Below are 21,304 nucleotides of genomic sequence, written 5' to 3'. Positions count from 1 at the left end.
CTAGATCCGGTACCCGGCGCGGGCGACGGTCTCGATGAGCGGCGGGTCGCCGAGCTTGACCCGCAGCCGGTTGATTGTCGCCTTGACGGTGGTCGTGAACGGGTCGGCGGCCTCGTCCCAGACCCGGTCCAGCAGCTCCTCGGCCGAGATCACCCGGCCCCGCCCGGCGAGCAGGTGCTCCAGCACGGCGAACTCCTTCGGGCTCAGCGGGAGCCGGGCCCCCGCGCGCGTGGCGACCCGCTGGGCCGGGTCGAGGCGCACGTCACCGTGGATCAGCACGGGCGGGGCGGGCGCCCGGTTGCGCCGGCCGACGGCCCGGATGCGCGCGACGAGCTCGGCGTACGAGAAGGGCTTCGGCAGGTAGTCGTCGGCGCCGAGCCCGAGGCCCTCGACCCGCTGGGCGACGGTGCCGGAGGCGGTGAGCATCAGCACGCGGCTGGGCGACTCGCGGGCGACGAGGGTGCGGCACACGTCGTCGCCGTGCACGCCGGGCAGGTCGCGGTCGAGGACCACCACGTCGTACTCGACGACGTCGGTGCGCTCGAGGGCGGCGGTGCCGTCGTAGGCCACGTCGACGGCCATGCCCTCGCGGCGCAGCACCCGCGCGACGGAGTCGGCGAGCTGCCGCTGATCCTCCACGACGAGCACTCTCACGGCCCGCAGCCTAGCCACAGCGCGGTCACAGACTGGTCACAGCCCTGCGGACGCTCCTGTGACCGCCCGATGACTACAAAGGCCCCCATGACAGCGGTCATCGAGACACAAGCACTCAGCAAACGGTACGGCCGGCGAACGGCCCTGACCGACTGCACCCTAACCGTGCCGGCGGGCCGGATCGTCGGCCTCGTCGGGCCCAACGGCGCCGGCAAGTCCACGCTGCTCTCGCTCACCTGCGGCCTGATCACGCCGTCGGAGGGCCGGATCACGGTGCTGGGCAACCGCCCCGCGGCGAACGCGGCCCAGCTGGCGAGGGTCGGGTTCGTGGCTCAGGACGCTCCGGTGTACTCCGGGCTGTCCGTCGCCGACCACCTGCGCCTCGGCGCCCGGCTCAACCCGGGGTGGGACGACGGCCTGGCGCGCCGGCGCATCGAGCGGCTCGGGCTCGACCCGGCGCAGAAGGCCGGGCGGCTCTCCGGCGGGCAGCGGGCCCAGCTGGCCCTGACGGTGGCCGCCGCCAAGCGCGCCGAGCTGCTCATCCTCGACGAGCCGGTGGCCGCGCTGGACCCGATCGCCCGCCGGGCGTTCCTGCATGACCTGCTCGACTTCGTCGGCGAACTCGGCGTGAGCGTCGTGCTCTCCTCCCACCTGCTCGGCGACCTCACCCAGGTCTGCGACCACCTCATCGTGCTGGCCGGCGGCCGCGTCCAGGTCGCCGGCGACGTCGCCGACCTCATCGCCCTGCACCACCGCGTTCCCGCCGGCGCGGGCGCGCTGCCCTCCGGCGCACGCGTCGTGCACACCGATCGCGGCGGCCCCGCGGTGGTGTACTCCGCCGACCCCATCGCCGGCGCCGAGCGCACCGACCTCGAGGACGTCGGCATGGCGTACATGATGGCCGCGGAGGTGACCCGATGATCTGGCTCACCTGGAGGCAGTTCCGCACGCAGGCGATCGTGGCCGCGATCGCGCTGGCCGCGCTCGCCGCCTTCCTGCTGTACCTCGGCTTCGAGATCCGCCACGACTACACCTCGGACGTCGTCAACTGTGCCCCGGACGACTGCACCATCTCCCGCCGGCTGTTCGCCGACCGGTACCAGGCGCCGACCGAGATCATCAGCCTGCTGCTCATCGCCGTGCCGGGCCTGATCGGCGTCTTCTGGGGCGCCCCGCTGGTCGCCCGCGAGCTGGAGACCCGCACCGACCGCCTCGTGTGGAACCAGAGCGTGACCCGCCGGCGCTGGCTGGGCGTGAAGCTCGGGCTGCTGGGCGCCGCGGCGGTGGCCGTCACGGGCGGGTACAGCCTCCTGCTCACCTGGAGCGCCAGCCGCTACGACCAGTGGGTCGGCGAACGGTTCGCCGCGCCGAACTTCGGCGCCCGCGGCGTCGTGCCGCTCGGCTACACCGCGTTCGCCTTCGTCCTGGGCGTGGTCGTGGGCCTGCTCGTGCGCCGCACGGTGGCCAGCATGGCGATCGTGGTCGCCCTCTACACCATCCTCCAGATCGTGGTCCCGACCGCGGTCCGCGCCCACCTCATGGCGCCGGTCACGGCGACGGTGGCCGTGAACAAGGAATCACTGGACCGCGCCCACGGCCTGGGCATGAACCAGACGAGCGCGCGCATCATGGGCTACACGATGCCGAACGCCTGGTCGACGGACTCGGTGCAGGAGATCTACAACGCGGACGGCACCCCGTACACGGCCGCCCAGAACAAAACCTGCATGACGGGCGACATGGCCGGCGACTTCGACTGCCTGGCCACGAGGAACCTGCACTTCCAGTACACGTACCAGCCCGGCAGCCGCTACTGGCCGTTCCAGTGGATCGAACTGTCGGGGTACCTGGTCCTGACCGCCCTGCTGACGGGCTTCAGCTTCTGGTGGGTACGCCGCCGAGTCAGCTGACACGTTTCCGGCCGCCCCGGCCGCCTTTCCGCCGCCGGGGCCCCCGGTGTTCGTTCCCGGACCGCGACGACCCGCTGAGCGACCGAACCACGGCGCACCCGACACCGTCCTCACGGCGCCACCGCCCCACGCCGCCACGGCGCCACGGCGCCACCGCACCACGGCGCCACGCCCAACCGCCCCACGCCCCACCGCTCCACGGCGCCATCGCCTCACGGCGCCACGGCACCACGGCCTCACGGCGCCACGGCACCACGGCCTCACGGCGCCACGGCACCACGGCCTCACGGCGCCACCGCCCCCATGGCGCCACGCCCCACCGCCCCACGGCGCCATCGCCTCACGGCGCCACGGCCTCACGGCTGAACGACTTCGGCTTCTAGTGGAGACATCGCCGCGCCGCCTAAACGGCCTCGCCGCCAGCCCGACAGCTTGGGCCGACTGCCGCATCTACCGCTGCGCCAGCGAAACGGACGGTCCGCAGCCCCGGCGGCATGGTCCTTCTGGCCGACTCGCCGACCCGGTAGCTGAACGTCCTCACCCAGCAACCCAACGACCCAGCAGCTCCAGTCGCCAGGGCCGCCAATACTGTGGGGCACCTTCATCACCGCGGCGCCGGCGTGCGGGCGGCTGGCGGACCGCCCCACACATCCGGACATTCACCATCGAAGATCCCCGTTCGCGACATGTCAACCGCCGCCGGAAGAAATAAGGATCTATAAACCCTCCCCTGAGCCGGCCCTAGGCCTGATCCTCCCCGTCTCGTACGCCCACATCGCAATCTCGACCCGATTCTTGGCCCCGAGCTTGGCCATCAGACTCGCCAGGTGCGTCTTGACCGTGCTGAGCGTGATGAACAACGCCTGCGCGATATCGTGGTTGGACAGCCCCCGAGCCACCGCGAGCAGCACTTCCTCCTCCCGCGGCGTGAGCGCGTCAACCGGCTGCACCGGCACCCGCCCGACCGCCGCCCCGGCAAACGCCTCAATCAACCGCACAGTGACACTGGGCGCGATGAGCGCCTGCCCATCCGCGGCGGCCCGCACCGCCTGCACGAGCAACTCCGGCCCGGCGTCCTTGAGCAGAAACCCGCGAGCCCCGGCACGCAGCGCCCCGTACACGTACTCATCGAGATCAAAGACGGTAATCACCACCACGACCATCGGATCGACAACCCCGGGCCCGGCGAGGATTCGAGTGGCCTCCAGCCCATCGGGCTCCGGCATCCGAATATCGAACAGGCACACATCGGGCCGCAGCTCCCGCGCGAGCCGAACCGCCTCGGCCCCGTCCCCAGCCTCACCGACAACTTCGATATCGGGCTGCGCATCGAGCATGATCCGCAACCCGGTACGGATGATCGCCTGATCATCAGCGATCAGCACCCGAATCGTCGCCCGCCCCGCGACCGAGCTCGTGTGAGCCGCCGTCATCCCGACCACCGCGCCAACTCGATCTCGATCAGCAGCTCACCGATCTCGCCGCCGGCCAGGTCCACGGGGAGCTCGACGGTCAGCGGGCCATCCCCCGGACACGGCCCAGCACTCAGACGCCCACCCAACACCGAAGCCCGTTCCCAAAGCCCGGGCAGCCCACGCCCATCTCTCCCCCGCCAGCGCCCCCGCCGCACCGCCGCGCCATCGCCCCCGCCCGCCACCGGCCGCCGAGGAAGTCGAACTGCTTCGTGCGGACGTAGTCCTACTACCGGCCCGGAAACGCGGCCGGGAACAGCAACGCCTCCAGCGGCCGCCCTCCTCCGGGCCGCGCTCAGCCCCGCCCACCCCGGCACCTCGGCCTCAACAGGCTCGCGGGCGCCGCCGGGAACAGCAACACCTCCCACGACCACCCTCCTCCGGGCGGCGGGCAACCCTGCCCACCGTGGCACCTCGGCCTCAACAGGCTCACGGGCGCCGCCGGGAACAGCAACACCTCCCACGGCCGCCCTCCTCCGGGGCGCCCTCATCCTGACCGCCGCGGCAACTCGGCCTCGACCAGCCAGCCATGCCCCGGACACGGCCCGGCGCTCAGGCTCCCACCCAGCAGCGAGGCCCGCTCCCGGAGCCCGGTCAGCCCGTACCCGTCTCTCCCCCGCCCACGCCCCCGCCGCACCGCTGCGCCGTCATCGCGGACCGTCACCCGCACCCGGTCCGGTGGCGTCGACGCGACCCGGATCTCGACCGTCGTAGCGTCGACGGCGTGCCGGACCGCGTTGGTCAGCGACTCCTGCACGATCCGGTACACGGCCGCGTCCACCGCCACCGGCAGGCGCTCCGCCGATGCGTCGATCCACAGGTCAATCGCCAGGCGTCCGGCCGGGTCGCGCGCGAGTCGCTGCAGGTCGGCGACGCCCGCCGGCGGTGTCATCTCGGCGCCCGTGTCGCCGTCGCGCAGCGCCTGGACCATGGCCCGCATCGCCTCCAGCGTCCTTGCCCCCTCCTCCTCCACGCCCTCGAGGGTCTCCTTCATCGCCGCACGCAGCTCGCCGGCCCCCTGCTCGTCCCTGGGATCGTCCGCGGTGGCGTTGGCCGCCGCGATCACCCGCCCGGCCTGAGCCCGTACGACCATGGCGGCGACGTGGTGGGCCACGGTGTCGTGCAGTTCCCGGGCGAGCGCCTCGCGTTCGCGGGACCGCATGCGCTCGAGCTCCCGGCCCTTGGAAGTCGCCCAAAGCCGCACCGACACCCCGGCGATGGCCGGCAGCGCCAGGAACACCAGGCTGCCGATCGCGTCGGCGGCGGTGATGTCGTCGACGGCCGTCGACAGCCCGAACGACACGAGCGTCACGGCCAGCCCGAGCACGATGTCGCGCCCGGATCCCCACCGCGTCAGGGTGTACACGAGGATGAGCACGATCATGCCGGTGTACAACCCGAGCGGACGAGCGTGGCCCGTCACGGTGTCAATGACAGTGAGCACGATGCCGGTGCCGAACGCGAGCGTGACCATCGCCAGCGGGCGGGTGCGCCGCCACAACGTCGCGAGGCACAGCATCGCGGTCACGAGCAGCGAAACCGGCCACCACACGACGTCGCCGCGCAGTGCCGTCTCCAGCCCCGCCCCCGCCAGCCCGGCGGCGAGCAGCGCCCAGTCCCGCCACACCCTGACGGGTGCGCCGGATACACGCGGCTCGATCCACAGCCGCCGGAGGTCGTCTTGGAACACGGGTCAAGCCTCGGGTACTGCGGGGGCGGCGTCATCGGCCGAAAGAACGAGCGTCTCACCGGTCCACGGGCCTACGACAATCACATTCCCCGGGCCGATGCCCGAATCCCACCCACCGACGAAGCTCGACAACCATGCGAACCCCCACCCCACCGGCCCGCACGGCCGGCATCCTGTTCCTCGTGGCCTCGGCCACCGCCATCGCCGGCGGCTCGCTGCTGCTGCCGGTCACCGAGCCGCAGTTCCTCACCACCGGCGGCGCACAACCCCGGCTCGCCACCGGAGCCCTGCTGGAGATCGTGCTCGCCCTGAGCGTCGCCGCCATCGCCGCCATGCTGTGGCCGGTCCTGCGGCGCGTCAGCCAACCGGTCGCCGCGCTCTACCTGGTGACCCGCACGCTGGAGGGCGCCCTGATCGCCGCCGGAACCCTGGCCGCCCTGGTCATGACGTCCCTGGCCGCCTCCCACGCCCCGCCGACCACCGGCGACGCGCTCCTCGACGGCCGCGAGTGGGCGATCCGCATCGGCACGCTCGTGGTCTTCGGCGCGAGCGCGATCATGCTCAACGCACTGCTGCTGCGCGGCCGCCTGGTCCCGGGATGGCTCGCGTGGTGGGGCCTCATCGGCGGCGTCCTGCTCGCGCTGCGCGGGGCGCTGGAAACCTATGGCGTGGATCTGCCCGCCGCGGCGCAGGCCGTGCTGGCGGCTCCGATCGGGATCGAGGAGATGGTGTTCGCGGTTTGGCTGCTCGTCAAGGGCCTGCCCGCGCCGGTGCGATCAGAAGCCACATAGGCAGGTCGTCACGCGCCAAGCCGGCGTCGACCGGACCTTTACGGCGTCGACTCCCGCAGGTTCGCTGGCCCGGCCTTCTGCGGATCAGCCGTCTCGTTGCGGGTCAGTGGCGCCCCAGGCGTTTACGGCATCGACTCGGGCGGGGTCGCCATCGACGCCGAGCATCGAGGGGCGCGCCCGCCGCCTTGCCCTCTGCGGATAGAGCGTCTCGTGGTGGCCAGTGTCGCCCGGACGTCTATCGAGGGGCGCGCCCGCCGCCTTGCCCTCTGCGGATAGAGCGTCTCGTGGTGGCCAGTGTCGCCCGGACGTCTATGGTGTCGACTCCGGCTGGTTCGCGGGCTTCGCCTTCTGCGGATTGAATGTCTCGTGGCGGGCCAGCATCGCTACGAACTCGGTGATCTTTCGCTCGCGCGTCTCGGGCCGTTTCACGGCGTTGATCCGGTAGATCAGAGCGAAGCGGTTGGTCTTGGTGAGTACGTCGAACATGGCCTGGGCGGCCGGGTTGGCGGCGATCGCGATGCTCAGGTCGGCCGGGACCTCGGCTTCCGAGGGGGGAGCGTAGGCGACCGCCCAGCGCCCGTCCGCCTTCGCGGCTTCCACCGCGGCGCGGCCCGCGGGCAGCATGAGGCCCTGCTCCTCCAGCCGGGCCACGTGAGAGACGTTGCGCTGGGACCAGGAACTGCGGGGGGTGCGCGGGGTGAATCGGATCCAGGAGTACTCGTGATCGCCCTTGCGGGCCTGGCCGTCGATCCAGCCGAAGCACAGGGCCTCGTCGACCGCCTGCTGCCAGGTCAGCGTGGTGACCGTGCCGCCCTTTCTGGTCAGGGCCAGCCAGACGCCCGTCGAGGTGGTGTGGTTGCTCGACAACCACGCCCTCAGTGCCTCGGCGTTCGCGACTATCAACTCGTCCAGTTCGGCTCTCACCACACCAGCAGGCTAACCGCCGCCGCGGCTCAGCGGGGCTACCGGGGGCCGGGGCGGCAAGCGAGCCAGGGGCCGCCCGCGGGGCAGGGGCTGCCGGCGAACCAGAGGGTTGGCCTGTGAACCCGGGCCGCCCGCGAGGCAGGCGCTGCCAGCGGACCAGGGCGCCACCTGCGAACCAGAAGCCGGCCGCGAACCAAAGGCTGCCGGGGAGCCCGGGGCTCCGCGCGAGGCAAGCGCCGCCGCGAGGCGGGAGCCGCCGGGAGCTAGAGGCCGCACGCGAGGCAGGCGCTGCCAGCGGACCAGAGGGCTGGCCGCGAGGCAGGCGCTGCCAGCGGATCAGGGCGCCACCCGCGAACCAGAAGCCGGCCGCGAACCAGAGGCTGCCTGGGAGCCCGGGGCTGCGCGCGAGGCAAGCGCCGTCGCGAGGGCGGGAGCTGCCGGGAGCTGGAGGCTGTACGCGAGCCTGGGCTGCCAGCCAGGCCGGCGGGCGGCGCGCCGGTGGGCCTTGTCAGTCGGTCTCGTCGCCCTCGAAACCTACCAGCCAGTGCAGGCCGTAGCGGTCGATGACCTGGCCGTCCGAGGCTCCCCACGGGCGCCGCTGCAAGTCGTCCACCACCCGGCCGCCTTCCGCAAGGGCGGCGAACCACTTGCGCAGGACTGAGGGGGCGGCGGCACCCAGCAGGGACAGCATGAGGCCCTCGGCCCGGAACGGAAGCTTGTCACCCGACGCGTCGGCGGCGATGAGGGCGACCGGGCCGCCCGTGAGGTAGCCGTGGGCGATGGCGTCGGCCGGGCCGTCAGTTCGGTTGAACTCGGCCAGGGTGTGCAGCTGCGCGGCGCCGCCGAAGACGTCGGCGTAGAACGTCAGGGCTTCGCGGGCGTTTCCGGAAAAGTACAGGTAGGGGGTGGGGGCAGTCATGTGATGATCTTACGCACGTCTACGAAAGGGCCGCTGCCGCGCGGCTGGTGCCCAGCCAGTTGACCACGTCGTCGGCGGGCATGGGGCGGCCCAGGTAGTAGCCCTGGATCTCGTCGCAGCCCAAGGCGTTCAGCTCGTCCCAGGTGGCCGCGTCCTCCACGCCCTCGGCTACCACGTGCATGCCCGGATTGTCGCCCAGGTCCACGGTGGAGCGCACGATCGCCAGCTCGCTGCTTCGCTCGCGCATGTGGGTGACGAAGGAGCGGTCCACCTTCAGCTCCTGCACGGGCAGGTTCTTCAGGTAGGCCAGGGACGGGTAGCCGGTGCCGAAGTCGTCGATCGACAGGCGGACACCTAAAGCGTGCAGGCGGTTGAGCACCTCGAGGGCGCGCTCCGGGTCCGACATGATGACGCTCTCGGTGATCTCGACGACCAGGCGGTCGGCCGGGACGCCGTGCTCGGCGGTGAGGCGCTCGATTTCCGGCGGCAGTTCGAGGTCGAGCAGGCAGCGGGCCGAGACGTTCACGGCCACCGAGACGTCGTGGCCGGCCTCCCGCCAGGAGCGGCAGTCGCGCAGGCGGTGTCGAGGACGTACGACGTCAGCTGCCGATCAGGCCCGTCGTCTCGGCCAGCGGGATGAACTCGTTCGGGCCGAGCAGGCCGTGCTCGGGGTGCTGCCAGCGGACCAGGGCCTCGGCGCCGATCACGCGCCCGGTGCCGGCGTCGGCCTTGGGCTGGTAGACGTACCCCGCCGCCTGAACCCCGGCGCCGGGCCTGCACCCGAACTGCTCCCCAGGGGCCGGGAGGCCCCTGGGGAGCCTGAGGTCAGGACGCCTCGGAGGGCTCTCGAGGCGCCGGCGCGACCGCCGGGGAGTCAGCCGGCGGGGCCGGCTCGTCGCGCGCGGTGTGCTCGTCGAGCATTGTGTGCTCGTCGAACGGGGCCCGGCCGGCCAGGACCTCGTCGCAGCGCTCGCGGTCGAACTCGCCCGTCCACTTGCCCACCAGGATCGTGGCCACCGCGTTGCCCGCGAAGTTGGTCAGGGCCCGCGCCTCGGACATGAAGCGGTCGATGCCCACGATCAGGCCGACGCCGTCGACCAGTTCCGGGCGGTGCGCCTGCAGCCCACCGGCCAGTGTGGACAGTCCGGCGCCGGTGACGCCCGCGGCGCCCTTGGATGCGATGATCATGAAGGCCAGGAGGGAGACCTGCTGGCCGATGTTCAACGGGCGGCCCAGCGCGTCGGCGATGAACAGCGAGGCCATGGTCAGGTAGATCGCGGTGCCGTCGAGGTTGAAGGAGTACCCGGTCGGCACGGTCAGGCCGACGACCGTGCGGGAGACCCCGGCGTGCTCCATCTTCGCGATGAGCCGCGGCAAAGCCGACTCCGACGACGACGTGCCCAGGATGAGCAGGAACTCCCGCGCGAGGTACCGCAGCAGCAGCAGGATGTTGATCCCGGCCACGGTGCGCAGCAGCACACCGAGCACCAGGAACACGAAGATGGCGCAGGTGAGGTAGAAGCCGGCCATGATCTGCAGCAGGCTCTCGATCGCACTCCAGCCGCCGGCCCCGACGACCGCGGCGATGGCGCCGAACGCGCCGATCGGGGCTAGCCACATGATCATGGCGAGGATGCGGAAGACGAGCTTCTGCAGGTGACCGACGCCGGCCAGGACCTTCTGCCCCGACTCGCCGATCGCGTGCAGCGCGAAGCCGACCAGCAGCGCGATCAGCAGCGTCTGCAGCACCTTGCCGGCCGTCAGCGCCGAGAAGAAGCTCGTCGGGATGATGTCGAGCAGGAAGTCCGTGGTGGAGCCGGAGCCGCTGGCCGCCTGCTTCTCCGCGGCCGCCTTGGCCGCGGCGGTCAGGTGCAGGTTCGCCCCGGGCTGCAGGATGTTGCCCACGACGAGGCCGACGGCGAGGGCGACCGTGGACATGACGAGGAAGTAGCCGAGCGCCAGCCCGCCGACCCGGCCGACCCGGGCCACCTTGCGCACCGAGCCGATGCCCAGCACGATCGTGCAGAAGATGATCGGGCTGATCATCATCTTGATGAGGTTGACGAAGCCGGTCCCCAGCGGCTTGGCCTCCAGCGCCGCCTTCGGAGCGAGCAGGCCGAACACGGCACCGGCGATGACCGCCACGATCACGGCCAGATACAGGAAGTGCGTGCGGTCGCGCCGCCCGGCGGGGGCGGGCGCGGTCTCCGGGGGTGTCATGCCCAGAGCATGCAAGGCGCGGTGACCTGCGTCACCGTTCTGTACATTGCGTTCGTGGCAGTCGTGTCCCCCCGGCGCTGGAGCCTGGCCCGTCAGCTCTTCGGCCTGCAGCTGACGGTCATCACCGTGCTCGTCGCCGGCACGCTCGTCGGCGCGTACGTGCAGGCCGACCGGGCCAGTCTCGACGCCGCCCGGCAGAAGGTGCTCGGGATCGCCTGGACCGTCGCCGACTCGCCCGCGGTGCGCGACGGGCTCGCGGCGCCCGACCCGACCGCCGTCCTGCAGCCGCTCGCCGACCGGCTCAACCGCGACGCCGAGACCGACTTCGTCGTCATCATGACGACGGGCGGCATCCGGTACACCCATCCGGACCCTCGCCAGATCGGCGGGCACTTCCTGGGCACAATCGATCCCGCCGTGCACGGCCGGCCGCTGACCGAGACCTACACCGGCACGCTCGGCGCGTCGATGCGGGCGGTCGTACCCGTCCTGGCCGGGGACCGGGTCGTCGGGCTGGTCTCCGTCGGCATCCGGCTCACGTCGGTCGCCCGGCAGGTCCGCGGCCGGATCCCGGCGTTGCTCGTCACCGCCGCCCTCGCGATGCTGGCCGCGGCGGCCGGCTCCTGGCAGGTGAGCCGCTGGCTGCGCCGCCGCACCCACGATCTCGGGCCGGCCGAGCTGGCGCGGATGTACGAGTTCTACGACGCGGTCCTGCACGCGGTCCGCGAGGGCCTGCTCCTGCTCGACCGGCACGGCCGCCTGCTGCTGGCCAACGACGAGGCCCGGCGCCTGCTCGCGCTCGGCGAGGACGCGCTGGGCCGGCCGATCGGGGCCGCCGGGCTGCCCGCCGCGCTCGGCGCTGCCCTGGCCGAGGGCCGCTCCCGCACCGACGAGATCCACCTGGCCGGCGACCGGATCCTCGTCATCAACCAGGCGCCCGCGGCGGCCGGCGGCGACGGCGTGCTGGGCACCGTCGTGACCCTGCGTGACCACACCGACCTGCAGGCGCTCACCGGCGAGCTCGACTCGGTGCGCGGCTTCGCCGAGGCCCTGCGCGCCCAGGCCCACGAGGCCGCGAACCGCCTGCACACCGTGCTGTCCCTGATCGAGCTGGACCGCACCGAGGAGGCGATCGAGTTCGCCGCCAACGAGCTCGCGGTCGCCCAGCGGCTCACCGACCGCGTGGTCGGAGCCGTGCGGGAGCCGGTGCTGGCGGCGCTGCTGCTCGCCAAGGCCGCGCAGGCCGCCGAGCGCGGCGTGGAGCTCGAGGTCGCTCCGGATGCGGAGGTACCGGAGGCAATGCTCCCGCCCGGGGACCTCGTCACGATCGTGGGCAACCTGCTCGACAACGCCATCGACGCCGCCGTGGCCGCCCCGCCCCCGCGCCGGGTCGAGTTCGCGGCGCTGCGGCGCGGTCGTGAGCTCGTGCTGCGCGTGGCCGACAGCGGACCCGGCCTCGACCCCGCCGACGTCACGCACGCCTTCGAGCGCGGCTGGTCGACCAAGCCCGCCGCGGCGGCGCCCATGGGCCGCGGGCTGGGCCTGGCGCTCGTGGGCCAGGTGGTGCACCGCCACGGCGGCGCCATCGACGTCGACGGCGCCGCGTTCACGGTGCGGGTCCTGGTCGGTGCCCCGTGATCCGGGTGCTCGTGGTCGAGGACGAGCCCATCGCCGCCGACGCGCACGTGATGTACGTCGAGCGCGTCCCCGGCTTCGCGGTGGCGGCCAGGGCGGCGACGGCCGCGGAGGCGCTGCGCGTGCTGGAGCGCGAGCGCGTGGATCTGGTGCTGCTGGACATGAACCTGCCCGACATGCACGGCATGGACCTGGTGCGCGCGATGCGGGCGGCCGGCCACCCGGCCGACGTGATGGCGGTGACCTCGGCCCGCGACCTCGACGTCGTGCGCGCCGCCGTGTCGCAGGGCATCGTGCACTACCTGCTCAAGCCGTTCGCGTTCGCGGCGCTGCGCGAGAAGCTGGAGCGCTACGGGCAGTACCGCACCCGGCTGGCGCGCTCGGCGGCCGTCGCCGACCAGGGCGAGGTCGACGGGCTGCTGGCGATCCTGCGCGGCCGCTCCCCGACCCACCTGCCGAAGGGCATGAGCCCCGAGTCCCTGGCGGCGGTCTCCGACCTGATCCGGGCGGCGTCCGGCGGCCTGTCCGCGGCCGAGGTCGCCCAGTCGCTGCAGGCGTCCCGGGTCACCGCCCGCCGCTACCTGGAGTACCTCGCCGAGCGCGGCGCCGCGGCCCGCCATCTGCGCTACGGCAGCGGCGCGGGCCGGCCGGAGGTGGAGTACCGCTGGGTCCCGTAGGGTCGCAGGCGTGGACCGGGACCGGCTGCAGCGCCGCCGCGACGAGGCGGCGGCCGAGGTGCGGGCGCTGGAGTCCGACCTGCGCTCGGTCTTCGAGGCGTCCCGCGAGTCCAACGCCGACGACGAGCACGACCCGGAGGGCAGCACCATCGCCTACGAGCGGGCCCAGCTGACCGCGGTCCTGGAGGCCACCCGCCGCCGCCTGACCGACCTGGACGACGCGCTGGCCCGCCTGGACGCGGGCACCTACGGCGTCTGCGAGCGCTGCGGCCGCCCGATCCCGCCCGAACGCCTGCTGGCCCGTCCGGCCGCCCGCACCTGTGTCGCCTGCGCCTGAAAAAGCAGCGCGGCCGGTCACCCCTCCACAGGAGACCGGCCGTGCTGCAGTCCTCGGGTCAGTTGGCGGCGACACCCGTGGCGCTGAAGACGGTGCCCTGGGCGAACGCGCTGCCGAAGCGCTCCTGCAGGGCGTCGAGCTCGGAGAACTCGGCCTGGTGCGAGGACTCGGAGCCCTCGGCCGCGAACACGTGGTCGTCGACCGACGCGTCGTGGCTGTAGTTCGTGTAGTCGTCCGACTCGTAGTGCAGAACGCCCGGCTGGTCCAGCTCCTCGTGGTGGCCCGTCGAGTAGTCCGTGGACTCGGCCGCCGAGTGGTCCTGCTCGTACACCCCGAACTGGCTGCTGGCGTCCGCCTCGGCGCCCGAAGCCTGGTGCAGCTGGTCCAGCTCGCCGCTCTCCTGGCCCGCCTCGTACTGCCCGTAGTCGACGTCGCTCATGTCTCTATCTCCCTGAAGTAAATGTCCTGCGAAGTGATGCCATGAACATTAGGGAGACGCGGGGCCGGACAAATCCCGGAAACGTGCCACGAGCCAGGGCCTGCGGCGCGCTACTTGTTCGACTTCGGCAGGCCCGGCGGGTTCACCTGGGAGGTCGCCACGGCCTCGGTGTCGAGGTTGTAGGCGGCCAGCCACTGCTTGTACTGGCCGCTCTGGATCAGGTAGTTGATGGCGTCGGCCACCGCCTTGATCAGCCCGTTGTCCTTCTTGGTGGTCGCGGCGATCAGGCCCTGCAGCGACTCGCCCGCGCCGGAGTAGACCCCGGCGTTGCGCACGACGTCCGCGGTGCCCTGGGTCTTGCTGATCTGGTACGCGATGCCGGGGTTCGGCCCGAAGTACGCGTCGATCTGGCCGGACACGAGCGCCTTGAACGTGCTCGGGGTGTCGGCGAAGTACTTGATGTCGAGCGCCTTGCCCTCGCTCTTGAGCTTGTCCTGCCAGGCGACGAGGATCTTCTCCTGGTTGGTGCCCGCGCCGACCGCGACCTTGAGCCCGGCGAGCTTGGTGTAGTCCTTGTCGAAGTTCCAGGTGTTGCTGCCCTTCACCGCGAAGCCGAGGTTGTCCTGGCGGTAGGAGGCGAAGTCGTACTTCTCCTTGCGCTGCTCGGTGTCGGTGATGTTCGAGAAGCCGAGCTCGTTCTTGCCCGAGTCGATGCCGACGAACAGGTTGTCCCACGTGTCGTTGTTGAACTCGGGCTTCAGGCCGAGCACGGCGGCGACGAGGCGGCCGAGGTCGGGCTCCGCGCCGGTGAAGGTCTTGTCGTCGTCGCCGACGAAGGCCAGCGGCGGGAAGCCGGTGGGCAGGGCGCCCAGGCCGATCGTGAGCTTGCCGTCGGACTTGACGGCGTCCGGTACCTCGTCGGCGATGCTCTGTTGCTTGTCCACCTTGAGCTCGGCCGGCTTGGCGATGCCGTTGGCCTGGGCGCCGATGCTCACGGTGCCGGCGGCCGCGCCGGTGCCCGCCTCCGCCTCGTCGCCGTTGCCGCAGCCGGCGAGGCCCGCGACAAGGACGATGGCGAGCGTCAAGGCCGCTGCTGGTTTCACGGTTCTCCTCAGGGTTACAGCACCTTCGCGAGGAACTCGCGGGTGCGGGACTGTTGCGGGTTGGTGAGCACGTCGGCCGGCGGCCCCTGCTCGACGATCACGCCCTCGTCGATGAAGACGACGGTGTCGGCGACCTCGCGGGCGAAGCCGATCTCGTGGGTGACGATGACGAGCGTCGTGCCGAGCTCGGCGAGCCGGCGGATGACCGACAGCACCTCGCCGACGAGCTCGGGGTCGAGCGCGGACGTCGGCTCGTCGAACAGCAGCAGGCTCGGCTCCAGCGCCAGGGCGCGGGCGATCGCGACGCGCTGCTGCTGGCCGCCGGAAAGGTGGCGGGGGTACGCATCGCCGCGGTCGCCCAGCCCGACCCGGGCCAGCAGCTCGAGTGCCCGCTGGTGCGCCTTGGGCCGGGCGAGGCGCTTGTGCGCGATGAGGGGCTCGGCGACGTTGCCGGCCGCGGTCAGGTTCGGGAACAGGTTGAAACTCTGGGCCACGAAGCCGATCCGGGTCCGCTGCCCGCGGACCGTGCGCTCCGGCAGCTCGTGCAGGTGCGTGCCGCGCACCTCGACGCCGATCAGCTCGCCGTGCACGGCGACGTAGCCGAGGTCGGGCTGCTCGAGGTGGTTGATGGTGCGCAGCAGCGTCGACTTGCCCGAGCCCGAGGGGCCGAGGACGGCCACCGTCTCGCCCGGCCGGACGGTCAGGTCGACGCCCTTGAGCACCTCCCGGAGGCCGAAGGCCTTGTGCACGTTGCGGATCTCCAGCGCGGTGGCCGCCATCAGAAGCCCCTCCGGGTCAGGCGGACACCGACGAGCCGCCGCAGCCGCTGGATCGGCGTGGGCGGCAGCGCGCGGGCGGTACCGCGGGCGTAGTACCGCTCGACGTAGAACTGCACGACCGAGAGCACGGCGGTCATCACCAGGTACCAGGCGGCGCCGACGATGAGGATCGGCACCAGCGACTCGGGGTGGCGCGACTCCAGCACGAACACCGCGCCGAACACGTCCAGCAGCGACACGTAGTACACCAGCGAGCTCGCCTTGATCAGGCCGATGAGCTGGTTGCCGTACGCCGGCACGATCGAGCGCAGCGCCTGCGGCAGCACGATCCGGCGCAGCTGCCGCGCCTTGGACAGCCCCAGCGCGGTCGCGGCCTCGATCTGGCCGTGCTCGACCGACAGGATGCCGCCGCGGATCACCTCGGCCGCGTAGGCCGCCTCGTTCAGGCTCAGCGCGATGACCCCGATGGCCAGGGGCGTCAGCGCGCTCGTCCGCACCTCGGCGAAGACGGGACCCCAGGGCACGCCGATGCCCAGGCGCGGGTAGAAGTACGAGAAGTTGAACGTGATGATCAGCAGCAGCGGCAGCGGCAGGGCCCGGAAGAACCATACGTAGGCCCAGGCCAGGCCGCCGAGCAGCGGGTTGCTCGACAGCCGGCCGAGCGCGACGACCACGCCGAGTACGAGGCCGAAGACGGCGCTGAGCCCGACCACCTCCAGCGTGACCACGACACCGTCGAGGATCGACTGGCGGGTGAAGAAGGCCCAGAACTTGTACCACTCGTAGTGGCTGTTGGTGAAGACGCCCACGACGAACTGGGTGAGCACCACCAGCACGACGGCGCTGACGACCCAGCGCCACGGCCGCAGGCGCGGCGTCACCCGGCGCTGGGCGATCTGCGGGTCGAACCGGTCGACGGGGGGCGACGGCAGGGTTGCGGTGTCGGTCACGGCGGTGCTCCATCCGGACGGCCAGGTATGGAGCACCGTAGAAACGCCGCGCCTTTGTTGTCAATCCCTATCGGAAAACTAGTATTTAGCCTTACCCTGGATCGGTTGGCGTCAGCAGGCCGGGGCGGTGCCGCCGGTGGTCTTCGACACGTACGAGTGGCTGATGTACTGACCGGTGCCGATCCGGTCCCAGCGCGTCGTGGTGCCGTAGGGGCCGGCCACCGACTGGCCGGTGACCCAGCACTCGATCGGCACCTGCGCGTAGGTGGCGGCGTAGCCCTTGCTCGCGAAGGTCGTTCCGGCGCCGGCCCGGATGTTCAGGGGCCCGCTGCCGATGACGCCGCGCACGCCGCTGCCCGTCCAGAGGTACGCGACGTCGACCCACGAGTTGTCGGTGAGCTGCAGGCCGTCCCAGAACACGCCGTCGCCCAGGTCGATGCCGGCGGGGTTGGCGACGGTACGGCCGAACTGGTCCTTGCCGCCGTTGTAGCCGCTCTGGTACGCCGCCTGGGCCTCGGGGCGACCCTGCGGCAGGTCCGTCCACGACTGGCGGGTGGAGGCCGGGTTCCAGTAGTCGTCGGTGGTGTTCCACGGCCCGACGTCCCACACCGGCGCGAACTCGCACCGCGCGCCACTGGTGGTGCAGACCCGCACCGTGTAGTCGCCGGTGCCCTTGGGGGCCAGGCCGCGGCGCGACGGCAGGGCCACGAAATGGTCGCGGCTGACGATGACGTGGCCGTTGGCGGTGGTACCGCCGACAAGCCCCTCGCGCGTCGCGTAGACCCGGTACACGTTGCCGGCCGCCGCGAGCCCGGCGGGCGCAGTCCGGTGCGAGGCCACCAGCGCCACCGCGCTCACGGCCGCGCCCGCTCCGGTCAGCACGACCCGCACCTGGACGGTCGCCACGTCCTGGGCGAGCGGGGTGCCGGCCGGCGTCCACTCCGACCAGGTCTCGTCGGCGCTCTCGCCGCGGTACTCCACGTCGACGCCGGTCGTCGCCGTCGTCGTGAACGCCCGCACCAGGTTGGCCGGGGTCGTCAGCGCGTGCGGCGCGAGTACGAGCATGCCGGACACGACCGGCGCGCGCTGGCCGTCGGGCACCTGGGTCGGGTCGGCGATGTGCAGCGCGCCGTTCCAGGCGACGTTGACGTCGTCGTCGCCGATCGACGCCAGCGTCGCGCCCCACGTGTTGGCGGGCGTGTCGTCGGTGACCGGCGGCCCGGGGTTGGCGCCGGCCGGTCCGGCCGCGAGCCCGATGAGCAGCGCGGCGAGGACGGGGGTGAGAAGTTTTCGGGGGGTCACCATGTCCCGTGACATAATCACCATTATCGATGTCCGTCAAGATGTTCCGGTGCCAGGATTCGTCGGCGTCAATTGAATATCTACCCGGTAGGTATTGACGGGAAGCGTCCCCATTGTCTACCGTGACGGCATGAATTCGCTCCGGTTGACCTGTCGGCGGCACGTCGACTGCGGCCGGACCTGCGCGTGCCCGTGTCCGGCCCACGCCGTCTGACCGCCCCGCCCCGCCCCGCCCCGCCGCGCCGCATCCTCATCGGCTCGGCCGTCGGCGTCGCCGGCGGGCTGCCGGCCGGGGTCTCGCCGACGTGTGGCACACCGACGTGACATTCATGCCGCGCCCGCCGCTCGGCTCGATCCTGCGCGCGGTGACGCTGCCGCCGGCGGGCGGGGACACGAACTGGGCCGACTGCCAGCTGGCTGACCGCGGTGCACCGGATCACCCTGTGCGGCGACGTCCCGAGAGGGGTCTCATGAGCCTTCCCGACTTCCTGATCGCCGGGGTGCCCAAGGCCGGCACCTCGGCGCTGCACGCGGCGCTCGCCCCGCACCCGGGCCTGTTCCTGTCCGCCGTGAAGGAGCCCAAGTTCTTCCTGTCCGACGGCCCGCCGCCCCGGCACGGCGGCCCGGGCGACGTGCAGACCTACCAGGAGCACGTCTGGCGGCGGGAGGACTACGAAGCCCTCTTCAGTGCGGCCCGGCCGGGCGCCCGGCGCGGCGAGTCGACCCCGTTCTACCTGCACGACCTGGACTCGCACGCCCGCATCGCCAAGCTGCTGCCCGACGTGAAGATCATCCTGGTGCTGCGCGACCCGGTCGACCGCGCCCACTCCAACTGGGCGCACCTGTTCGGCGCCGGCCTGGAGTCCGAGGCCGACTTCCTGCGCGCCGTGGAGCTGGAGCCGCGGCGCAGGGCCGCCGGCTGGGCCGCGTTCTGGCACTACACCGGCCTCGGGCAGTACGGCTCCCAGCTCGAGCACCTGCTCACCCACGTCGACCGCCCCCGCGTGCTGCTGCTGCGCTACCGCGACCTGCGCGACCGCCCGGCCGGGACGCTCGACCGGGTGTGCACGTTCCTCGGCGTCGAGACCGGCCTGCTGGCCGAGGCCCCGCCGGAGAACGTGCGCCGGTTCGTCGACGACACGCCCGCGAACGCCGTCATCCGGCTCGCGTTGCGCACCGGCGGGCGCATCGGGCACCATTTCCCCCTGCCCGTGCGCAAGGCCGTCCGCACGCCGCTGCTCGGCCTGCTGCACCGCCGGCACGGGTCACGGCCGCGGGTGACCCCCGCGCAACGGGCGACCCTGCTGCCTCGTTTCGCCGATGAGATCCGCAAGCTGGAGGACGTGAGCGGGGAGTCGTACGCCGACTGGCTCAGCCTCGAGCACGCCAGCCGCTACCAGCCGTGAAGGGACGTACCTTGCCTGTGCCACCACTGCCCCGCCTGCACGACTCCGCCGTGGCGGTCGCCCCGCCCGACGGGGGCACCGGCACCTGGGCGGGCGCGCCGAGCGCGTGGCGGGACGGGGACGACATCTACCTCGCGTACCGCCTGCGCCGCCCCATCGGCGAGGGCCGCGGCTACGCCAACGTCGTGGCCCGCTCCACCGACGGCGTCCGGTTCACCCCGATCGCCGAGGTGCACAAGGACCGCTTCGGCGGCGCCTCCCTCGAGCGCCCGGCGCTCGTGCGCACGCCCGGAGGACCGTGGCGGCTGTACGTCAGCGTGGCGACCCCCGGCACCAAGCACTGGCGCATCGACGTCCTCGAGGCGGCGACGCCGGACGAGCTCACCGACGCCCCGGCGAAGACCGTCCTGCCCGGCGACCGGACGATCGGCGTCAAGGACCCGGTGGTGTACTTCGACGGCGCCGCCTGGCACCTGTGGGCGTCCTGCCACCCGCTCGAGTCCGACGAGCACGCCGACCGCATGTCCACCTGGTACGCGACAAGCCCCGACGGCCTCGCCTGGCAGTGGCACGGCGTCGCGCTGAGCGGCCGCCCGGGCGCGTGGGACGCCCGCGGGGTGCGGGTCTCGTCGGTCCTGCCCACAGTGGACGGTGTGGTCGCGACCTACGACGGCCGCGCGACGGCGGAGGAGAACTGGGAGGAGCGCACGGGCGTGGCCACGGGCACGTTCGACGCCCTGACCGCGACGGACCGCGAGCCGCTGACGTCGCCGCACGCGCCGGGCGGCCTGCGCTACCTGAGCGTGGTCGCCCTCCCGGACGGCCGCCACCGCGTCTACTACGAGATGACCCGCGAGGACGGCGCCCACGAGCTGCGCACCGAGCTCGTCTGATACAGCCGCGCTTACGGAACCCGGCGGCCGCGGGATCAACCCAACCGCTGTAGGATATTCGTCAGCAACGATCGATGGGCCGTCGCTTAGGCTGCGCTCATGCGTACATCAGTCACCCGGCGGCCCGGCCGGCGCGGCGCGGCCGCGATCGTGCTCGCCGCCACCGCGGTCCTGACCGCCGCCGGCACCGGCTCGGCGTCCGCCGGCACCGACGCGATCGCGGGCGGGCGGTTCCGGCTGCCGGCCGGCGCGCCGACGCCCGGACGCGACTTCCGCATCGGCTCGGCCTACCGCGTCACGGCCGGCACGCAGACCTACGCCTGCACCGCCAACCCCGACGGGACCGGCACCTGGGCGGCGAAGTCCACGCCCGAGGCGAGCCTGCTGCGGTACGGCCGGCCGGCGACCACGATCCACCACTACGCCGGGCCGCGCTGGCAGTCCGACGTCGACCACTCGACAATCCTCGGCGCGGTCGACCAGACGGTGCCGAAGGACGGCACCATCGCCTGGCTGCTGCTGCACGTGGCGGCCCACGAGAACACCACGCCGGGCGAGCTCGACCCGGTGCGGTTCATCAGCCGCGTCAACACCACCGGCGGCGTCGGGCCCGTCGGCCCCTGCACGCCCGGCTCCGACGCGCCCCGGTCGGTGGCCTACACCGCCGACTACGTCTTCTGGGTGCCGTGCCGGCTGTAGCGCCGAGTGGACATGCACGAGAGGTAGTGCCGACCGTCGCCCGCCGCGACCCCGTCGCTACGCTTCGCCCGCGAGCTGGATGAGGGTCTGCTGCCCGGCCGCGACGAGCTTGCGCTCCCCGCCCTGCACCGCGAACACGTCGACCCGGCACACGGTGAGCGTCCGCCCGGCGCGCAGCACGGTCCCGACGGCCTCGATCCGCTCCCCCGCCGCCGGGGCCAGGAGGTTGAGCTTGTACTCGACCGTCAGCACCTCGCTGCCCGCGGGAAACACGGACAGCGCCGCGTAGCCGCCGGCGGTGTCGGCGATCGCGCTGGTGGCCCCGGCGTGGATGTACCCGTGCTGCTGGGTGACCTCGGGCCGCGCGTCGAGCGCGATGTGCACGCGGCCGACCCCGACGTGCGTGAGCCGCGCCCCGAGATGGCGCATGAGCCCTTGCCGCGCGAAGCTCTCCTCGACGCGCCGCCGCACCTCGTCGCCGGCCTGTTCCTGCTGCTCCATGGG

General features: G+C 72.4%; 23 protein-coding genes and 1 pseudogene. 10 read left to right on the top strand and 14 right to left on the bottom strand.

Annotated features, from left to right (window positions below; all coding sequences use genetic code 11):
• A complete protein-coding gene (locus tag AB0B76_RS07525) occupies positions 1 to 654 on the bottom strand; it encodes a response regulator transcription factor (protein WP_360370936.1) in 654 nt (217 codons plus the stop codon).
• Between the two features lie 87 nt (positions 655 to 741).
• Here AB0B76_RS07525 and AB0B76_RS07520 point away from each other — a divergent pair, with 87 nt between their 5' ends.
• Both AB0B76_RS07520 and AB0B76_RS07515 read left to right on the top strand, forming a co-directional pair.
• Positions 742 to 1,575: an ABC transporter ATP-binding protein gene (locus AB0B76_RS07520; protein WP_360370933.1), complete on the top strand. Its 834-nt coding sequence runs from the start codon at positions 742 to 744 to the stop codon at positions 1,573 to 1,575.
• Positions 1,572 to 2,564: a transmembrane transport protein gene (locus tag AB0B76_RS07515; protein ID WP_360370930.1), complete on the top strand. Its 993-nt coding sequence runs from the start codon at positions 1,572 to 1,574 to the stop codon at positions 2,562 to 2,564. The genes AB0B76_RS07520 and AB0B76_RS07515 overlap by 4 nt, the downstream gene beginning before the upstream one ends.
• Before the next feature lie 716 nt (positions 2,565 to 3,280).
• Here AB0B76_RS07515 and AB0B76_RS07510 read toward each other — a convergent pair.
• Together AB0B76_RS07510 and AB0B76_RS07505 are read right to left on the bottom strand one after the other, a co-directional pair.
• Positions 3,281 to 3,997: a response regulator transcription factor gene (locus AB0B76_RS07510; RefSeq protein WP_360370928.1), complete on the bottom strand. Its 717-nt coding sequence runs from the start codon at positions 3,995 to 3,997 to the stop codon at positions 3,281 to 3,283.
• A 526-nt stretch (positions 3,998 to 4,523) separates the two neighbouring features.
• Positions 4,524 to 5,726: an ATP-binding protein gene (locus tag AB0B76_RS07505; RefSeq protein WP_360370925.1), complete on the bottom strand. Its 1,203-nt coding sequence runs from the start codon at positions 5,724 to 5,726 to the stop codon at positions 4,524 to 4,526.
• A gap of 134 nt (positions 5,727 to 5,860) precedes the next feature.
• On the opposite strand from AB0B76_RS07505, the gene AB0B76_RS07500 reads away from it, so the two are divergent.
• Positions 5,861 to 6,517 carry a DUF4386 domain-containing protein gene (locus AB0B76_RS07500; RefSeq protein ID WP_360370922.1) on the top strand — a complete coding sequence of 219 codons (657 nt, stop codon included), beginning with the start codon at positions 5,861 to 5,863 and terminating at the stop codon, positions 6,515 to 6,517.
• Between the two features lie 309 nt (positions 6,518 to 6,826).
• On the opposite strand, the gene AB0B76_RS07495 is transcribed toward AB0B76_RS07500, so the two are convergent.
• From AB0B76_RS07495 to AB0B76_RS07475, 5 genes are all read right to left on the bottom strand, one after another.
• Positions 6,827 to 7,444 (bottom strand): YdeI/OmpD-associated family protein, encoded by a 618-nt coding sequence (locus AB0B76_RS07495; RefSeq protein ID WP_360370919.1) that lies wholly within the window; start codon positions 7,442 to 7,444, stop codon positions 6,827 to 6,829.
• A gap of 505 nt (positions 7,445 to 7,949) precedes the next feature.
• Entirely contained in the window at positions 7,950 to 8,360 is a 411-nt protein-coding gene (locus AB0B76_RS07490; RefSeq protein WP_360370916.1) for a VOC family protein, read from the bottom strand.
• Positions 8,361 to 8,379: 19 nt separating this feature from the next.
• Positions 8,380 to 8,937, bottom strand: a complete 558-nt coding sequence (locus AB0B76_RS07485; RefSeq protein WP_360371651.1) for an EAL domain-containing protein — start codon at positions 8,935 to 8,937, stop codon at positions 8,380 to 8,382.
• A gap of 22 nt (positions 8,938 to 8,959) precedes the next feature.
• The gene (locus AB0B76_RS07480) at positions 8,960 to 9,067 is read right to left on the bottom strand and encodes an EAL domain-containing protein (protein ID WP_360370913.1); all 108 of its coding nucleotides are present in this window, start codon (positions 9,065 to 9,067) and stop codon (positions 8,960 to 8,962) included.
• A 118-nt stretch (positions 9,068 to 9,185) separates the two neighbouring features.
• Positions 9,186 to 10,580, bottom strand: a complete 1,395-nt coding sequence (locus AB0B76_RS07475; protein ID WP_360370910.1) for a cation:dicarboxylase symporter family transporter — start codon at positions 10,578 to 10,580, stop codon at positions 9,186 to 9,188.
• Between the two features lie 54 nt (positions 10,581 to 10,634).
• On the opposite strand from AB0B76_RS07475, the gene AB0B76_RS07470 reads away from it, so the two are divergent.
• The 3 genes from AB0B76_RS07470 to AB0B76_RS07460 are packed head-to-tail and all read left to right on the top strand — an operon-like array spanning position 10,635 to position 13,229.
• Positions 10,635 to 12,218: a sensor histidine kinase gene (locus AB0B76_RS07470; RefSeq protein ID WP_360370907.1), complete on the top strand. Its 1,584-nt coding sequence runs from the start codon at positions 10,635 to 10,637 to the stop codon at positions 12,216 to 12,218.
• Complete coding sequence (locus AB0B76_RS07465) at positions 12,215 to 12,892, top strand: response regulator (RefSeq protein WP_360370904.1); 678 nt, start codon at positions 12,215 to 12,217, stop codon at positions 12,890 to 12,892. Before AB0B76_RS07470 ends, AB0B76_RS07465 begins: the two co-directional genes overlap by 4 nt.
• Positions 12,893 to 12,902: 10 nt before the next feature.
• Complete coding sequence (locus AB0B76_RS07460; RefSeq protein WP_360370901.1) at positions 12,903 to 13,229, top strand: TraR/DksA C4-type zinc finger protein; 327 nt, start codon at positions 12,903 to 12,905, stop codon at positions 13,227 to 13,229.
• Positions 13,230 to 13,287: 58 nt separating this feature from the next.
• On the opposite strand, the gene AB0B76_RS07455 is transcribed toward AB0B76_RS07460, so the two are convergent.
• The 5 genes from AB0B76_RS07455 to AB0B76_RS07435 form a co-directional block, all read right to left on the bottom strand.
• On the bottom strand, positions 13,288 to 13,668 hold the full coding sequence (locus AB0B76_RS07455; RefSeq protein WP_360370898.1) for a hypothetical protein: 381 nt from the start codon (positions 13,666 to 13,668) through the stop codon (positions 13,288 to 13,290).
• 110 nt (positions 13,669 to 13,778) lie between these two features.
• Positions 13,779 to 14,771, bottom strand: coding sequence for a transporter substrate-binding domain-containing protein (locus tag AB0B76_RS07450; protein ID WP_360370895.1), 993 nt, complete (start codon positions 14,769 to 14,771; stop codon positions 13,779 to 13,781).
• A 14-nt stretch (positions 14,772 to 14,785) separates the two neighbouring features.
• Positions 14,786 to 15,550 (bottom strand): amino acid ABC transporter ATP-binding protein, encoded by a 765-nt coding sequence (locus tag AB0B76_RS07445; RefSeq protein ID WP_360370892.1) that lies wholly within the window; start codon positions 15,548 to 15,550, stop codon positions 14,786 to 14,788.
• Positions 15,550 to 16,500 (bottom strand): amino acid ABC transporter permease, encoded by a 951-nt coding sequence (locus AB0B76_RS07440; protein WP_360370889.1) that lies wholly within the window; start codon positions 16,498 to 16,500, stop codon positions 15,550 to 15,552. Before AB0B76_RS07440 ends, AB0B76_RS07445 begins: the two co-directional genes overlap by 1 nt.
• A gap of 111 nt (positions 16,501 to 16,611) precedes the next feature.
• The gene (locus AB0B76_RS07435) at positions 16,612 to 17,805 is read right to left on the bottom strand and encodes a hypothetical protein (protein ID WP_360370886.1); all 1,194 of its coding nucleotides are present in this window, start codon (positions 17,803 to 17,805) and stop codon (positions 16,612 to 16,614) included.
• 302 nt (positions 17,806 to 18,107) lie between these two features.
• On the opposite strand from AB0B76_RS07435, the pseudogene AB0B76_RS07430 reads away from it, so the two are divergent.
• The 4 genes and pseudogenes from AB0B76_RS07430 to AB0B76_RS07415 all read left to right on the top strand — a co-directional run.
• Positions 18,108 to 18,227 (top strand): annotated as a pseudogene (locus AB0B76_RS07430) (TauD/TfdA family dioxygenase); the annotation flags it as partial.
• Positions 18,228 to 18,272: 45 nt separating this feature from the next.
• Entirely contained in the window at positions 18,273 to 19,208 is a 936-nt protein-coding gene (locus AB0B76_RS07425; RefSeq protein ID WP_360371648.1) for a sulfotransferase, read from the top strand.
• 17 nt (positions 19,209 to 19,225) lie between these two features.
• Positions 19,226 to 20,101: a hypothetical protein gene (locus AB0B76_RS07420; protein ID WP_360371645.1), complete on the top strand. Its 876-nt coding sequence runs from the start codon at positions 19,226 to 19,228 to the stop codon at positions 20,099 to 20,101.
• 99 nt (positions 20,102 to 20,200) lie between these two features.
• Positions 20,201 to 20,800, top strand: a complete 600-nt coding sequence (locus tag AB0B76_RS07415; protein ID WP_360370884.1) for a DUF3455 domain-containing protein — start codon at positions 20,201 to 20,203, stop codon at positions 20,798 to 20,800.
• Between the two features lie 57 nt (positions 20,801 to 20,857).
• Here the strand turns inward: AB0B76_RS07415 and AB0B76_RS07410 are convergent, their stop codons facing one another.
• On the bottom strand, positions 20,858 to 21,301 hold the full coding sequence (locus AB0B76_RS07410; RefSeq protein ID WP_360370881.1) for a PaaI family thioesterase: 444 nt from the start codon (positions 21,299 to 21,301) through the stop codon (positions 20,858 to 20,860).
• Positions 21,302 to 21,304: the final 3 nt, after the last annotated feature.

This window comes from Dactylosporangium sp. NPDC049140, from assembly GCF_040648435.1.
This window is presented reverse-complemented; position numbering and strand designations above follow the sequence as displayed.